The sequence below is a fragment of the Flagellimonas meishanensis genome (assembly GCF_019880545.1).
GTDB lineage: Bacteria > Bacteroidota > Bacteroidia > Flavobacteriales > Flavobacteriaceae > Flagellimonas > Flagellimonas meishanensis.
Genome location: NZ_JAINVW010000001.1, coordinates 766,594 through 781,276, shown reverse-complemented (window position 1 = coordinate 781,276; position 14,683 = coordinate 766,594). Strand labels below are relative to the sequence as shown.

At 44.1% G+C, this 14,683-nt stretch carries 13 protein-coding genes; 4 read left to right on the top strand and 9 right to left on the bottom strand.

Going from position 1 to position 14,683, the window contains the following annotated elements; translation table 11 throughout:
• Positions 1 to 4: 4 nt before the first annotated feature.
• The 4 genes from sufB to K7G75_RS03480 form a co-directional block, all read right to left on the bottom strand.
• Entirely contained in the window at positions 5 to 1,450 is a 1,446-nt protein-coding gene (gene sufB, locus K7G75_RS03495) for a Fe-S cluster assembly protein SufB (RefSeq protein ID WP_222982832.1), read from the bottom strand.
• Between the two features lie 44 nt (positions 1,451 to 1,494).
• The gene (locus tag K7G75_RS03490) at positions 1,495 to 1,824 is read right to left on the bottom strand and encodes a HesB/IscA family protein (RefSeq protein ID WP_222982831.1); all 330 of its coding nucleotides are present in this window, start codon (positions 1,822 to 1,824) and stop codon (positions 1,495 to 1,497) included.
• A gap of 116 nt (positions 1,825 to 1,940) precedes the next feature.
• Entirely contained in the window at positions 1,941 to 3,281 is a 1,341-nt protein-coding gene (locus K7G75_RS03485; RefSeq protein ID WP_222982829.1) for a hypothetical protein, read from the bottom strand.
• A 4-nt stretch (positions 3,282 to 3,285) separates the two neighbouring features.
• Positions 3,286 to 4,575, bottom strand: coding sequence for a choice-of-anchor B family protein (locus tag K7G75_RS03480; protein WP_222982827.1), 1,290 nt, complete (start codon positions 4,573 to 4,575; stop codon positions 3,286 to 3,288).
• A gap of 64 nt (positions 4,576 to 4,639) precedes the next feature.
• Here K7G75_RS03480 and thiL point away from each other — a divergent pair, with 64 nt between their 5' ends.
• Complete coding sequence (gene thiL, locus K7G75_RS03475) at positions 4,640 to 5,686, top strand: thiamine-phosphate kinase (protein WP_222982826.1); 1,047 nt, start codon at positions 4,640 to 4,642, stop codon at positions 5,684 to 5,686.
• A gap of 134 nt (positions 5,687 to 5,820) precedes the next feature.
• On the opposite strand, the gene K7G75_RS03470 is transcribed toward thiL, so the two are convergent.
• Positions 5,821 to 6,075, bottom strand: coding sequence for a hypothetical protein (locus tag K7G75_RS03470; protein ID WP_222982824.1), 255 nt, complete (start codon positions 6,073 to 6,075; stop codon positions 5,821 to 5,823).
• 245 nt (positions 6,076 to 6,320) lie between these two features.
• On the opposite strand from K7G75_RS03470, the gene brnQ reads away from it, so the two are divergent.
• Complete coding sequence (gene brnQ / locus K7G75_RS03465; protein WP_222982822.1) at positions 6,321 to 7,601, top strand: branched-chain amino acid transport system II carrier protein; 1,281 nt, start codon at positions 6,321 to 6,323, stop codon at positions 7,599 to 7,601.
• A gap of 49 nt (positions 7,602 to 7,650) precedes the next feature.
• Here brnQ and K7G75_RS03460 read toward each other — a convergent pair whose 3' ends face one another.
• The 4 genes from K7G75_RS03460 to K7G75_RS03445 all read right to left on the bottom strand — a co-directional run bounded on the left by K7G75_RS03460 (position 7,651) and on the right by K7G75_RS03445 (position 11,316).
• Positions 7,651 to 8,589 (bottom strand): tetratricopeptide repeat protein, encoded by a 939-nt coding sequence (locus K7G75_RS03460; RefSeq protein WP_222982820.1) that lies wholly within the window; start codon positions 8,587 to 8,589, stop codon positions 7,651 to 7,653.
• Between the two features lie 346 nt (positions 8,590 to 8,935).
• Positions 8,936 to 9,112, bottom strand: a complete 177-nt coding sequence (locus K7G75_RS03455; protein WP_222982818.1) for a hypothetical protein — start codon at positions 9,110 to 9,112, stop codon at positions 8,936 to 8,938.
• 60 nt (positions 9,113 to 9,172) lie between these two features.
• On the bottom strand, positions 9,173 to 9,754 hold the full coding sequence (locus K7G75_RS03450; RefSeq protein WP_222982816.1) for a hypothetical protein: 582 nt from the start codon (positions 9,752 to 9,754) through the stop codon (positions 9,173 to 9,175).
• Positions 9,755 to 10,023: 269 nt separating this feature from the next.
• Entirely contained in the window at positions 10,024 to 11,316 is a 1,293-nt protein-coding gene (locus K7G75_RS03445) for an aminopeptidase P family protein (protein WP_222982815.1), read from the bottom strand.
• An 88-nt stretch (positions 11,317 to 11,404) separates the two neighbouring features.
• On the opposite strand from K7G75_RS03445, the gene K7G75_RS03440 reads away from it, so the two are divergent.
• Both K7G75_RS03440 and K7G75_RS03435 read left to right on the top strand, forming a co-directional pair.
• Complete coding sequence (locus tag K7G75_RS03440) at positions 11,405 to 14,248, top strand: sialidase family protein (RefSeq protein WP_222982812.1); 2,844 nt, start codon at positions 11,405 to 11,407, stop codon at positions 14,246 to 14,248.
• Positions 14,249 to 14,638, top strand: a complete 390-nt coding sequence (locus K7G75_RS03435; RefSeq protein ID WP_222982810.1) for a DUF2721 domain-containing protein — start codon at positions 14,249 to 14,251, stop codon at positions 14,636 to 14,638. It abuts the gene before it with no gap.
• Positions 14,639 to 14,683: the final 45 nt, after the last annotated feature.

The window sequence follows — 14,683 nt, the reverse complement described above, 5'->3', positions numbered from 1 at the left end:
TTTATTATCCTACTGATCCTTCCAAGCTTATTTCCAACAATTTCTGTGCTTCCACAGCAAATTCCATAGGCAGCTTGTTCAATACTTCTTTGCTAAAACCGTTTACAATCAGCGCGATGGCTTTTTCCGTGTCGATACCGCGTTGGTTGCAGTAGAAAATTTGATCTTCCCCAATTTTACTGGTCGTGGCCTCATGTTCGATCTGTGCCGTTTTGTTCTTCACCTCAATGTAGGGGAAGGTGTGAGCGCCACAGCGGTTGCCCATCAACAACGAATCACATTGCGAAAAGTTCCTGGCATTCTCCGCGCGGCTGTTCACCTGTACCAACCCTCGGTAACTGTTCTGCGAATGCCCTGCAGAAATTCCTTTGGAAATGATCGTGCTCTTGGTGTTTTTTCCAAGGTGGATCATTTTGGTCCCGGTGTCTGCTTGCTGAAAATTGTTTGTCACCGCGATGGAATAGAATTCCCCAATGGAATTATCGCCTTTCAAAACACAGGATGGATATTTCCAGGTTACGGCAGAACCTGTTTCTACCTGGGTCCAGGAAATTTTGGCATTCTTCTCGCAAAGACCTCTTTTCGTAACAAAATTAAATACCCCTCCTTTACCTTCTTTATCGCCGGGATACCAGTTCTGTACCGTGGAATATTTTATCTCGGCTCCATCCAAGGCAATCAGTTCCACTACGGCGGCATGCAGCTGGTTTTCGTCACGCATGGGAGCCGTGCATCCTTCAAGATAGCTTACGTAACTTCCTTCATCTGCAATGACCAATGTTCTTTCAAATTGCCCTGTTCCGGCCTGGTTGATTCGGAAATAGGTGGAAAGCTCCATCGGGCATCTGACCCCTTTAGGAATGTAACAAAAAGAACCATCGGAAAAGACGGCTGAATTCAAAGCGGCATAAAAATTGTCCTTTTGCGGAACAACGGAGCCTATGTATTTTTTTATGAGTTCTGGATGCTCCTGGATGGCTTCCGAAATGGAACAGAAAATAATACCTTTTTCGGCCAGGGTCTTTTTGAAGGTTGTGGCAACCGAAACGGAGTCCATCACAATATCAACGGCTACCCCAGCCAGTTTCTTTTGTTCATCCAAGGAAATGCCCAGTTTTTTGAACGTATCCAACAGCTCGGGGTCCACCTCGTCCAAACTATTGTACTTGGGCTTCTTGTTGGGCGCGGAATAATACGAAATGTCTTGAAAATTGGGTTTCTGGTAGTTGACATTGGCCCATTCGGGTTCTTTCATCTCCTTCCAGGAGCGAAAAGCTTCCAAACGCCATTCTGTCATCCATGAAGGTTCTTCTTTCTTTTTGGAAATGGCAATGACAATGTCTTCGTTCAGTCCCTTGGGCAAGGTGTCCGACTCGATATCCGTGTAGAAACCATATTCATATTCCTTGGTCTCCAGTTCTTTTTTTAGTTCTTCTTCTGTGTATGCCATATTATTTCAATAATGCAATTGGCAATATCCAATTATCAATTCAACTATAGCGAAAAGCTTTCTCCGCAACCACAGGTGCGTTGGGCGTTGGGGTTGTTGAAAACAAACCCTTTGCCGTTCAGTCCTCCGGAATATTCCAGGACAGTTCCCACTAGGTACAAAAAGCTTCTTTTGTCCACAATGATTCGAACTGCATTGTCCTCAAACACCTTGTCCGATTCTGAGGGTGATTTGTCAAACTTGAGTTCATAGGAAAGTCCGCTACATCCCCCGCTCTTCACACCAACGCGAACGAAATCTGTAGAAGCATCAAACCCCTCTTCCGTCATCAGGGTGATGACTTTCTGTTTGGCCGTCTCCGAAACTTTGATCATTCTTACTTGGATTTATTCTAAATAGTCTACAAATATAGGATATATGTAGGGTTTTACCATGTTTCCTAACATTATAATAACGAATAATTACATAGGGGTTTTCTATGGGGAAGGGCTTACTTTATTTTGATCACCACCAGATCGGTCATCCCTTTTAAATCCAGGTCCAAGAAGTCCTCGCTACCCATCTCCCCGACCAGTACCAGACCGCCATCTTCGGTTTCCAGTACGTCAAATCCAAAATCCAATTGTGATCCCCCAAAAGATTGTTGATGGACGAGATTCCCTTCGGAGTCTGTTTTCAGGAGCCAAAGGTCATTCTCTCCCAGATTTTGGGTAGCATCGCCATCACTGCTCTTTGAGTTTCCGGCGATGGCAAAACCCCCGGCTGCCGTGGTGCGAACACCATGGCCGGCTTCAAATCCGGAACCTCCGAAAGTCTTTTCCCAAAGCAAGGCTCCGCTGTCATCAATCTTAATGAGCCACAGGTCGGATTCGCCATTGTTTTTGGAAACATCGGTGTCCGTGCTGAAGGTATTTCCCACTATGGCATAGCCTCCATCATGGGTTTTGGCAATGTCGTAGGCTATCTCTATTCCGGTGCCCCCATACGAGCGTTCCCAAAGCATGGTTCCGTTTTTATCGACCTTGACCACCCAAAAGTCATAGCTCCCTTTGGTATTGGAAATATCGAAATCGTCACTCTCGGAAAATCCGGCCATAACGAATCCCCCATCATCAGCCTGAACGACTCCATGTGCCCTGTCGTTATTGGTGCCTCCAAAGTACCTGCGCCATTGCAAACTTCCATCGGCGTGCAGTTTGGTCCCCCAAAACTCTCCAACCCCGTGTCGGGTGAGGTATGCCCCTTTTCCAAAGTTCCCTTCCCCATTGGATTGGGTCACATCCAAAAAACCGGCAAAAAAGAAGCCGCCATCATCGGTCTGGATAACATCATACGAATGATCGTGTCCAGAAAATCCAAAACTTTGTTCCCAAAGCACATTTCCCAGGCCATCCAAACGTAAAATCCAATTGTCGTGAAAGCCTTCGTTGTTGCTTCCATCGCCATCATCACTCATGGCATAACCAACTATGGCATAGCCCCCGTCTGCGGCCTGGATTACGGACTGCCCCCTATCGTCCTTGCTGCCCCCATATGTTTTGTTCCACTGCAGATTACCGTCGGCATCCAACTTCAATAGCCAATAATCATTCACGGCCAACATTTTTCCGGTCAAATCGCCATCGGTGCTATTGGTGTAACCCAGAACAGCGAATCCCCCATCCGTAGTCTGTATTATGGATTGTGCAGATTCTTCTCCGGAACCTCCAAAGTTTTTGACCCATTCAACGGCTCCGGAAATTACAAGTTCCTCGATCAGGTTAGGTGCATTGTCATCACTTGAGCAGGAGACCAAAACAATCCCCAGGATAAAAAGGAGGCCTCTTTGCATAGCGTTAATTGGATTTTTGAAGCACGAACAATCCCGAGGCAGTGTCATTCACCAATATTTTTCCGCTCTCGAAATAGGGATATACACTCCAAACCCCATCAAAACCCGCAGTGTTATTGGCGGGGTAGGTATCAAAAAAGGCTTTTTCCGTAATGTTTTGATTGGCTATATCGGAAATATCCAGAACGCGTATGCCCGCTGCATAATTGGCCAAGAAAAACTCATCTCCCAAAACATACCCGTTGTGGTCGATGGCACCAGTTGGGCCCTCATAGGTAGTATGCAGCACCGGGTTGTCCAAGTCCAAAAAATCGAACACCAAGGTTTTTGAATTGACACCAATCTGAAGCTCGTCCAATTCGTCTCCCAACAAAAAATAACGCTGGTCCTCGGTAAACCAGCCTTGATGGGTATAGCCCAAGTCGGAATAGGTCAAGGTTTCTATCTCAACAGGGTTGGATTTATCCGTAACGTCAACTATGGCTATCTGGTCTTCATTGGCACCGATAAATATTTCGCGGCCCGTATAATCAGCATCCGGTCCGTTATAGGTTACCACCTGAGCATCGTGTGTGTATCCATTCGCACCATATCCTCCGGCTGCACTAGGACTGGATGGGTTTTGTATGTCGATAAAATGGACGCCTCCATTGAAAGCATCATTGCGGGCCGTGCCCACGATATAGGCAAATGCATTTTCTTCATTGATCACCAAATTATGGGCATTGCCAATTCCAGTATATCGCGCATCAGCCGTGAAAACCTCTGGTGGATTGGCCACGTTTCTCAATCGTTTCAAGTCGAACACTTGCATCCCGTGGTTCGGGGCTTCGGAAACAATTAAAGCATAATCCCCATAAACCTTAACATCCCTCCAGAGAATTGCCGTGGTTGCAGTCATCAGTTTTCCGAGGTAAACGGGTGCACCAGCATCCGTGATATCAACAAAGGCGGTTCCATTATCCAAACCAACTACGGCATATTCCCTGTTTGTTGTTGTATCGGTCCACCCCCAAATGTCATTCCCAGAATTTCCATTGAACGCCGCCAAGTTCATTTGAAAAAGTAAATCGTATCCGTCACAAGGATACACGGAGGCCATTCCTCCCTCGCAAGGTGTTGCGCCCAGGGTTACATTGCCATTTCCAATGTTGGGCATATCCCCCGTAGGGCCATCATTGCCATTCGAGTTGGGATTGCCATCATTATTGCCCATGGGATCCGTACCGTTATCGTTGGAACAGCCCCAAACAAAAATCACAGCAAGCAAGGTAAGCAGTGCAGTTTTCCACATAGCAAGGGAACATTAAGTTTCTATTAAAGATACAATTTATAATTATCCTGTTTACTTTTGCGCCATGCTAGAAGACAAGAATCCGCAACGTACATCTTTGGAAGAATTGGGCGAGTTTGGACTCATTGCGCACTTGACCCAAAACTTTGAGCTGAAACATCTTTCTTCCGTAAAAGGTATAGGGGATGATGCCGCAGTATTGGATTTTGCCAGCAAAATGACTGTTGTTTCCACGGATATGTTGGTCGAAGGCGTTCATTTTGACCTTGCTTATATGCCCCTTAAGCATCTTGGATATAAATCGGTGATCGTAAACCTTTCTGACATTTATGCCATGAATGCCATGGCCACGCAGGTTACGGTTTCCATTGCGGTCTCCAACCGATTTCCCCTTGAGGCCCTGGAAGAATTCTATGAAGGGGTTGCTATGGCCTGCAAGTTATATAAGATCGATTTGGTGGGTGGGGATACAACCTCATCTACAAAAGGAATGATCATTAGCGTTACTTCCATAGGAGAGGCCAATCAAGAGGATTTGGTTTATCGAAGTGGGGCCGGCCCCAATGATCTTTTGGTGGTTACCGGGGATTTGGGAGGAGCCTATTTGGGGCTACAAGTTTTGGAGCGGGAAAAAGAGGTGTTCAAGGTGAATCCGAGCAGTCAGCCCGACCTTGAACCTTACGCTTATCTTGTAGAGCGACAATTGAAGCCCGAGGCGCGCAAAGATATTGTGGAACTGCTATACAACTTGAAGGTAAAGCCCACATCCATGATTGATATCAGCGATGGGCTTTCTTCTGAAGTTTTGCACCTGTGCAAACAAAGTGGGGTCGGATGCAATCTTTTTGAGGACAAAATTCCCTTAGACCCTTCGGTTATTTCCACCACGGAAGAGTTCCAAATGGATTCCACCATGGTTGCCCTGAGTGGCGGTGAGGATTATGAGTTATTGTTCACCATTGCCCAAAAGGATTTTGATAAAATAAAAGCAAATCCAAACCTTACTGTTATTGGTCACATGACCGGAGAGACGGAGGGTGCACATATAATCACCAGGGCCAACACCAAAATCCCCATTACGGCCCAAGGTTGGAACTCCTTCAAGTCGTAAAACAAAAAATCCCGAAAATCGAGCGCAACTTCACTAGTAGGTCTTGGGGCACGCGACGCATAGCATAAGGTACTGCTCAAGTTTTCGGGATAGACTCGGAAACTTCTTTTCTAAAAACTAAGGCTAGGAAAAGATCATGCAACACTCTGCACAACCCTGCTCCTTCTTTTTTGATACATATCTTCCAATGTATTGTTTATTTCCTGCATTTGTGGAGTAAGCGCCGAAAGCTTGCCGCTAACATCGGTAGTGACCTGTTTTTGGCAATGCACACATTTGTATTCTTTGATGTGCTGTGTCACTTTTTTGGATACCACGTAGTGGTGACCGAACAGATTGCAGAAGAAGGAGGAAAATTTGTTGCCATGTTGGATAGTAGAAGTCTTCATAGGTTTGGTGTTGTTTTGGGGGAGCATTCATGCGATTTGGGGATCGGCAATGCAACTTAGATTATTGTAATTTTTCTTTATACGTTTAGTTTTGAATTAAAGGCTTTCTAGCAGAACGATTGTTGATAACTTTTTATTTTGTCGCAGTTACACTAAAAACTTTTTTTCGATAAAATGCACTGTGAACAAATGGTTATCTTTCCTTGCTGAAATATAGGACATTGAAAAATAATTATCAACAGTTTATGAACAAAAAAGCCGTTGCGGTAACGGCCTTTGCCCTTTTCTCTCTTTTTTTCGGTGCTGGCAACCTCATTCTTCCACCATTATTAGGGTATAATTCCGGTAGTCTCTGGGGCTGGGTCACTTTGGGTTTCTGTATTTCGGCCGTATTGGTTCCCATTCTGGGAATTTTGGCACATGCAAAACTACAGGGGACCATGTTCGATTTTGCCAAAAAGGTTTCCCCAACATTCAGTTTGGTCTACTGTTACATTGTTTATGTCATATCCATTGCGCTGCCATCTCCAAGAACGGCATCGGTGACCCATGAAATGGCCATACAACCGATTTGGGATTCACCTTCTTTGTTGACAAGTTTGATTTACTTCGCTTTGGTCTATGTATTTGTAATCAATCGATCAAAGATCTTGGATGTTGTGGGAAAATGGCTCACTCCTGCCATTCTCCTTATTCTATTGCTGCTTGTGCTGATGACCGTTTTTGGCCAGGAGTTTCAATTTGGAACCTCGCAATTTGAAAATCCCTTGAGCCATGGTCTGCTGGAGGGCTACCAAACCTTTGACGCCATTGGCGCTGTGGTGGTAGGTGGGGTAATTATCATATCCATTAACCTGAAGCAACATGATGCTACTTATGAAATAAAAAGAAAACTGATAGCCCAAGCTGGTATTTTTGCCGGTTTAGGACTGTTTTTGGTATATGCTGGACTCATTTTTACGGGCGCCGCGTTCAATGGCACTTTTGACCAGGATATTACACGCACGGCACTGTTGAGTGGCATAAGCAATGTGACCCTTGGCAGTAACGCCACATTCTTTTTGGGCGTATTGGTTAGCCTGGCTTGTTTCACTACCGCTGTGGGAATCGTTACCGGAACTGCAGATTTTGTAAAAGGTAGGTTCAATGAATCGCAAATGGCCTACCGTATCACCGCATTGGTGGGTTGCATACTGGGCGTACTGGTAGGGCAATTCAATGTGGGGTACATCATTACCGTGGCCCTGCCCGCATTGATGTTCATCTACCCCATAACCATTGTCTTGATTTTATTGAATGTAGCTCCAGAGAAGCTGACATCGCCCAAAGTGTTCCGTTGGGTGGTTGTTGCCACAATCTTTTTTAGCGTCCCCGATTTTTTGGGCGCCATAGGTTTAGGGAGTTCAATAACTCCATACGTGGGATGGATTCCGTTAAGGGCATATCATTTGGGATGGTTGTTACCTGCTTTTTTGACTTTTATAATTGGAAACGGAATAAGCCGGTCTAGGGATAAAAATCCTTAAACTTATGGCTTTTCTGAATCGAGTTTTGTTTTAATCAATCACTGCCATGCTAGTTCCTTGTTAGAACCGCAATAAAATTTTGCTGCTTGGTAAATGGCAAGAAGTCAGGGTCGTTTAGGATATGCCGTTCTATTCCTATTTGACGTGGCGCCAACGCTATCGTTTTATTGATTGCGCTCAGCAATTCATCTTCTTCTCCCAAACCAGCATGGATGCAAGCCAAATTATAATATCCTTCAAAATTTTCTGGATTTAGTTCAATGGCCTTTTGTATATATTCCAAAGCGTCCCCATATCTCTTAGTATGGATTAGGGTGCAGGCTTTTCCCTGATGCCCCTTCGCCTCTTTGCCGTTCAAAGCAATAGCCTTATCGTAAAACTCAATTGCCTCTTCGTAACTTTGAAATGCATCTGCTATAAAGGCAATATTGTAGCAAACCTGATAGTCTTTTTCATTTAGGTCGAAAGCCTTTTTAAAGTGTTTGTAGGCTCTTTGCGCTTGTTGTGTTTGTAACAAAGCCAGTCCCAACTCGCTGTTTATTTTGGCGAGCAGTTCTTTGTCTTGGTTATCCCTTTCCAAAAGTTGCTCCAAGATATTGATGCTATTGGCAAACTCGCCCAATCTATTTTGGGCATAGGCCAACCCTAAACGTGGCGGAAGCTCATCGGGAATTTGATCTATTGCTTTTTGAAACATTTCTTTCCCCTTAGCATAATAATTAAAATGACATAACACTTCCCCGAGATTGTGCCATGCATATCCATAATTTGGTTGCAAGGATGTCGCTTCTTTATAGCACTCCAAAGCCAATTGCATATCATTGAGATGCTTGTGGTACAAAACACCTTTGTTATATTGGGCCATGGGCAAGTTTGCTCCCTTCATCTCAATTGCCTTATTAAAAAATTGTTCCGCTATGCTGTAATTCCCTTTTCTCATGTTGGAAATACCTTCATTTATCAGCTCAATGTCATTGTTATGATCCATATTACTTGATTAAGATTAATTGATAGGTGCCCTCGGATTATCACTATGGGCCACATTACAGATCAAGTAAATATTTTAAAGGAAAAATATTCTTGTCCATTTGATGTATGGGCCATGTTAGTTGACGGATGTCCTACCGGATACAATCTTTTCTAGGAAGATATGTTTTGACCTCTCTTCCTAAGATAGAAAGGAATCAATTGAAAAAGCTTTGATGGGTTGTTTGCGTGCAGAAAAGGGTTAGAACAATAAAAAAACAAAGTGAAATCCTACCACTAGAGCTTTTTAACGATGATGCTATGGGACGGTCACTCAAATAGGATAATATCATTCACTATACCGGTTCCTACTCTGATTCTTTTTTCTTTTTATTGTAATAATATATCCCATAAGCTATAGCCACCAATACCACAAAAGGCAGGTAGCTTCCAATAACAACTCCTATTTCATACGCGCTGTCAGGTGCTTCCTGCATCTTCTTTTCAATATCGGTTTGTTGTAAAGTGGAAAATAGGGTCGCCATTATATGTAATATTCATCTTTCCGAATATACACTCTTTTTGTCCAAAATAGCCGGGCAAAACTATTTGAGATCGGATTTTTCTTGCTCATAAAAATCAATAACAGAAGAATTGTTGGCACACTTAAGTTGAAGATATAACTCTATTGCTCTGAGATAGTCTTCTCTATATGAAGCATTATCAGGGGCAAAATCGTATTGACTCTTTGCTATATTTAGCTTCCTAAGTTGTTCTGCACAGGTTTTTTTGGTAGCATATTCACTATTGTCATCCGTAATGATTATAAATGTTTCTGGACCACTCTCCATGTATTTCACTGTAAAAGCCACCCCTTGGGGTGGATAGCTATACCCCCCGTCTGGAGTGGGGTACAAATTGAAATCGGTGTTTTTAAAAGTCGTCTTTACCATTTCCCCATCCTTGGTTTTAATCAGAACATCGTATTGCACTATAGGCTCTTCGTTATACATGTCTCCAGTTTCAGCTTTATCAATAACCAATCCCTCTCCAATTTGTCCATATTGATGAACGAGCAGGTTCGTGAAATCCGAGCCGAAAATGAAAATAAGAATTGATGACAACATCAAAAGAGCAGCTATCCAATTAATGAATTTCCTCATTGAACTTGAAAGAGTTTTTGACATTGCCATTCCTTTAAGCACCAAAAAAAACAATATGGCGAACGTGAAAAAAACAAAGCGATTGCTTGATAAAAAATCAAGTAGCCTTATAAAAAATTCCATACTACGACCAATATTTGATTTATATCTATTTTGTTGGAGCCCTCACAAGTGAGCCTGAATAAAACCAAATTTATGTCTTTGAAGTCTTCGCCAATGGCCAAATTGATGGATGCGTCATATCAATGGATATATCCACCAATTAACATGACAAAAAAATCCTTGCTTTAAAATCAGGAGCGCATCAAATCTTCTATTTCTTCCACTTCAATGGGGATGTTGCGCATTAAATTATTGGGTTCCCCGGTTTCTTGAATGACTACATCATCTTCTATTCGAATACCAAATCCTTCATCTGGAATATAGATTCCCGGTTCCACGGTAAAGACCATGTTGGGCTTCATTGCCGTCTTCAACTCACCATAATCATGGGTGTCCAGACCTATATGGTGACTGGTGCCGTGCATAAAGTATTTTTTATAGGCAGGCCAATCTTTGTTCTCATTTGCCACATCGGCTTTGTCCAACAGGCCCAAACCCAACAATTCGGAGGTCATGATCTTACCTACTTCTTTGTGGTATTCGGCCCAAATGGTCCCGGGAACCAACATTTTTGTGGCTTGGTTCTTTACCCGAAGTACGGCTTCATATACTTCTCTCTGTCGTTTTGTGAACTTTCCATTTGCAGGGATTGTCCTCGTCATATCACTGGAGTAGTTGGCGTACTCCGCTCCCACATCCATTAGAATTAAATCCCCATCTTTTACCTGTTGGTTGTTCTCCACGTAGTGGAGCACATTGGCATTGTTCCCCGAAGCAATAATTGGTGTATAGGCAAATCCCTTGGACCGATTGCTTATGAACTCGTGCAGAAACTCCGCCTCCATTTCATATTCCCAAACCCCGGGCCGGGTGAATTCCAGGATTCTTCGAAATCCTTTTTCGGTGATGTCGCAGGCCTGTTGCATCAAATCCAATTCTTCGGGTTCCTTTACTCCACGAATGTTTTGAAGAATGGTGTTGCTCTTGGCCCACTGGTGCGCCGGAAAGTCTTTCTTGCACTTTTCTATAAAACGATCCTCCCGAGTTTGGGTGACCACGGCTTGCCGGTAATGTTCATTGGTATTGAAATAGATGGTATCCGCTTCCGTCATCAAGTCAAAAAAGATCTTGTCAAAATCGGTCAGCCAATAAATGGTGACGATCCCAGAAACCGCGGTCGCCTGATCCTTGGTCAGCTTAGCGCCCTCCCAAACGGCAATGTGGTCGTTGGTTTCCCGAACAAACAATATCTCTCTGTGCTTTTTGTCCAAAGCATCGGGAAAGAGAAGCAAAATGGTTTCCTCCTGATCCGCTCCGCTCAAATAAAAAATATCCCGGTGCTGCTCAAAAGGCATGGTGCTGTCCGCACTGATGGGATAAATATCATTGGAGTTGAACACTGCTAGGCTCTTGGGCCGCATCTGTGCCATGAACTTCTTCCTGTTCTTTATGAAGAGTTGGTTATCTATTGGATGATATTTCATACTGAAAAATGGTTTCTTCAAATGTAGGTAATTGCGCTGCTGAAGACAAATTCATACCTTCCCCATGCAAACAAAATTCCAACCTAGAATGAAACAAGCAATCCTTCTAACTTTTGCCCTCTTTTTTAATGTCATCCTAAGTCAACAGTCCTCAACCACTGCGGACCAGGTTCTGCAAGCCTTGGTGGAAAAGGATAAAATGGCGGAAAATTCCATTGTAAAAAATCTTTCCTTGAAAAACATAGGCCCTTCCATCATGAGCGGGCGTGTGGTGGACTTGGATGTGAACCCAAACGACCCTACTGAATTTTATGTGGCCTACGCATCCGGCGGACTTTGGCATACCCAAAACAACGGTATTTCCTTTTCCCCGATTTTGGATAATTCAAGTACCCAGAACATTGGCGACATTGCTGTGGATTGGACCAACGGTGTCATTTGGGTAGGTACCGGAGAAAACAATTCTTCCCGTTCCTCCTACGCAGGAATCGGGATTTTAAAATCTACTGACGGTGGCCAATCTTGGCAAAATATGGGCTTGCACGATTCGCATCACATTGGCAGGATCATTATCAACCCTGCCAATCCAAACGAAGTGGTGGTAGGGGTCACCGGGCATCTGTACTCACCTAACCAGGAACGGGGCATCTACAAAACTTCAGATGGCGGGGCAACCTGGCAAAAGACCCTTTTTGTAAACGACGTCACCGGAATTATTGATGTGGCCCATGCCCCGAATAATTTCAACATTCAATATGCCGCTGCATGGGAAAAGGATAGGAAGGCCTGGAATTTTACTGGGAATGGTCCTTCCTCCGGTATCTATAAAAGTGTTGACGGTGGCAACACGTGGACTTTGACCTCTGGCCCAGGAAGTGGTTTCCCCTCCGGAGATGGCGTGGGTCGAATCGGTTTGTCCGTTTTTGATGATAATAAGGTTTATGTCGTACACGACAATCAGTTTAGAAGACAGGACGTGGAAAAAGAGGATGGCGATAAACTCACCAAAGATGCTTTCAAGTCCATGGACCAAGCCACTTTTTTGGCCTTGGACAACGATAAGCTCAATGATTATCTGAAGACCAACGGCTTTCATGAAAAATATCGGGCAGAAAACGTTAAGAACATGGTGCGTGATGGGGCGGTAAGGCCCATAGACCTGGCCAAATATCTGGAAGATGCCAACTCCCTTTTGTTCGACACTCCTGTTATTGGTGCGGAGGTATATAGGAGTGATGACGGTGGCAAAAGCTGGAAAAAAATGAACGAGAAATATATTGATGATCTCTTCTATAGCTATGGATATTATTTTGCACAAATTCGTGTAGACCCTTCCAATAAGGACAAAATATATCTTGCCGGGGTGCCTTTGATCACTTCCTCTGATGGTGGAAAGACCTTCAACAACATTGATAAAGAAAATGTGCACGCAGACCATCATGCCATATGGATAAACCCGAACAGACCGGGACACCTCATCAACGGAAACGACGGCGGGGTAAATATAACGTATGATGATGGTGAACATTGGATGAAGAACAATTCACCCAAAGTAGGCCAGTTTTACGCCATCAATGTGGACCATGAAGAACCGTACAATGTATACGGGGGCCTACAGGACAATGGAGTGTGGAAAGGAGCCCACAACAACGAGGAAAACAGCGAATGGCAGCAGAGCGGTAAAAATCCCTGGCAGATGATAATGGGTGGGGATGGCATGCAGGTTCAGATTGACAGTCGTAATTCCAATATCGTTTATACAGGGTTCCAATTTGGCAACTACTATCGATTGAATCTGGCCGAGGAAAAAAGCAAACCCATCCAACCCAAGCATGAGCTAGGGGAGGTCCCGTATCGATTCAACTGGCAAACCCCAATTCTCCTTTCAAGCCACAATCAGGATATTCTGTACCTGGGAAGCAACAAACTGCATCGTTCCCTAAACCAAGGAGACGGTTGGGAGGCCATTTCCGATGACCTCACGCAAGGAGGAAAAAAGGGGAACGTGGCTTACGGAACCATAACAAGTATCTCAGAGTCCCATTTTAGGTTTGGACTCCTCTACGTAGGCACCGATGATGGCCTGGTCCATATTTCCAAAAACGCAGGGGGGAGCTGGGAGAGAATTTCAGATTCATTTCCAAAGGATTTATGGGTAAGTGAGGTGGCTGCTTCCAAGCATAAAAAAGAGCGCGTGTATGTCGCTTTGAACGGTTATAGATGGGATGATTTTACTCCTTATATATATGTAAGCGAAGATTATGGTAAAAGTTGGAAGAACATTGCGGGTAACATTCCGTCTTCTCCAGTGAATGCCCTATTGGAAGATCCTGAAAGTGAGAACCTCTTGTTCGCTGGAACGGACAACGGGCTTTATGCCAGTTTTGATAGGGGCAGTACTTGGGAACTGTTTCAAAATGGCATGCCAAATGTTGCGGTGCACGACCTGGTAATCCAATCCAAGGCCAAACATCTATTGGTGGGCACCCATGGCAGGAGTATATACAAGGCGGATATATCGGCATTGCAACAAATGACCGCTGAGGTTTTGTCCAAAGATTTGGTGATGTTTGAACCCGAAAATATTACACATTCCGAAAATTGGGGCAACGCCTGGAGCAGTTGGGAAAAACCGGATACCCCAGGGCTTGATGTTCACTTTTATTCCAGGTCTCCCGGAACTTTTACCTCGAGTGTGAAATCCTCCGACGGTACCGAAGTCAGTTCCTCATCAGTGGAAGTAGATAGAGGCTTGAATTTTTTGTCCTACGATTTAGCTTTTTCCAAAAAGGGCAAAAGCAGCTTTTTAAAGAAGAACAAGATGAAGTTGACTGAAGCCAAAAATGGCAAGACCTATCTGCCCAAGGGGGCATATACCATTGAAATTTCCGGAAACGGGCATACGGAAAAAATAGATTTTAAAATAGAATAGATGCAACTATCTCTTAGTATCCCAGCCTTATTGTTTCCGGCCATCTCCTTGACCATGCTGGCCTATAATGCCCGTTACCTGGCAATTGCCGCCCTGATCAGGCAGTTGCACAAACAGTTTGAGGAGACCTCGGCCCCTCCATTGAAACAACAGATAAACCAATTGCGCAAGCGCTTGGGCATCATCAAGAACATGCAGGCCACAGCCATCATAAGTTTTTTGTTGGCCACGGTGACCATGTTTTTGATTTATGTGGAAATGGCCATTTGGGCCAATGCTGTTTTTGGGATCAGTCTGGTTTTTTTGGTCATTTCCCTTATCCTTTCCCTACTCGAGGTGCAATTGTCCACCAAGGCATTGGGCATTCAGTTGAAAAACATGGAAAACTGAGGAAAAATGACCTGGCAAGCGCCATAATTTCTTACACTAAAAAAT

Excerpts from the sequence above, each read along its gene's own strand:
- sufB (WP_222982832.1), bottom strand. The coding sequence starts at position 1,450 with ATGGCATACACAGAAGAAGAACTAAAAAAAGAACTGGAGACCAAGGAA.
- K7G75_RS03490 (WP_222982831.1), bottom strand. The coding sequence starts at position 1,824 with ATGATCAAAGTTTCGGAGACGGCCAAACAGAAAGTCATCACCCTGATG.
- K7G75_RS03485 (WP_222982829.1), bottom strand. The coding sequence starts at position 3,281 with ATGCAAAGAGGCCTCCTTTTTATCCTGGGGATTGTTTTGGTCTCCTGC.
- K7G75_RS03480 (WP_222982827.1), bottom strand. The coding sequence starts at position 4,575 with ATGTGGAAAACTGCACTGCTTACCTTGCTTGCTGTGATTTTTGTTTGG.
- thiL (WP_222982826.1), top strand. The coding sequence starts at position 4,640 with ATGCTAGAAGACAAGAATCCGCAACGTACATCTTTGGAAGAATTGGGC.
- K7G75_RS03470 (WP_222982824.1), bottom strand. The coding sequence starts at position 6,075 with ATGAAGACTTCTACTATCCAACATGGCAACAAATTTTCCTCCTTCTTC.
- brnQ (WP_222982822.1), top strand. The coding sequence starts at position 6,321 with ATGAACAAAAAAGCCGTTGCGGTAACGGCCTTTGCCCTTTTCTCTCTT.
- K7G75_RS03460 (WP_222982820.1), bottom strand. The coding sequence starts at position 8,589 with ATGGATCATAACAATGACATTGAGCTGATAAATGAAGGTATTTCCAAC.
- K7G75_RS03455 (WP_222982818.1), bottom strand. The coding sequence starts at position 9,112 with ATGGCGACCCTATTTTCCACTTTACAACAAACCGATATTGAAAAGAAG.
- K7G75_RS03450 (WP_222982816.1), bottom strand. The coding sequence starts at position 9,754 with ATGTCAAAAACTCTTTCAAGTTCAATGAGGAAATTCATTAATTGGATA.
- K7G75_RS03445 (WP_222982815.1), bottom strand. The coding sequence starts at position 11,316 with ATGAAATATCATCCAATAGATAACCAACTCTTCATAAAGAACAGGAAG.
- K7G75_RS03440 (WP_222982812.1), top strand. The coding sequence starts at position 11,405 with ATGAAACAAGCAATCCTTCTAACTTTTGCCCTCTTTTTTAATGTCATC.
- K7G75_RS03435 (WP_222982810.1), top strand. The coding sequence starts at position 14,249 with ATGCAACTATCTCTTAGTATCCCAGCCTTATTGTTTCCGGCCATCTCC.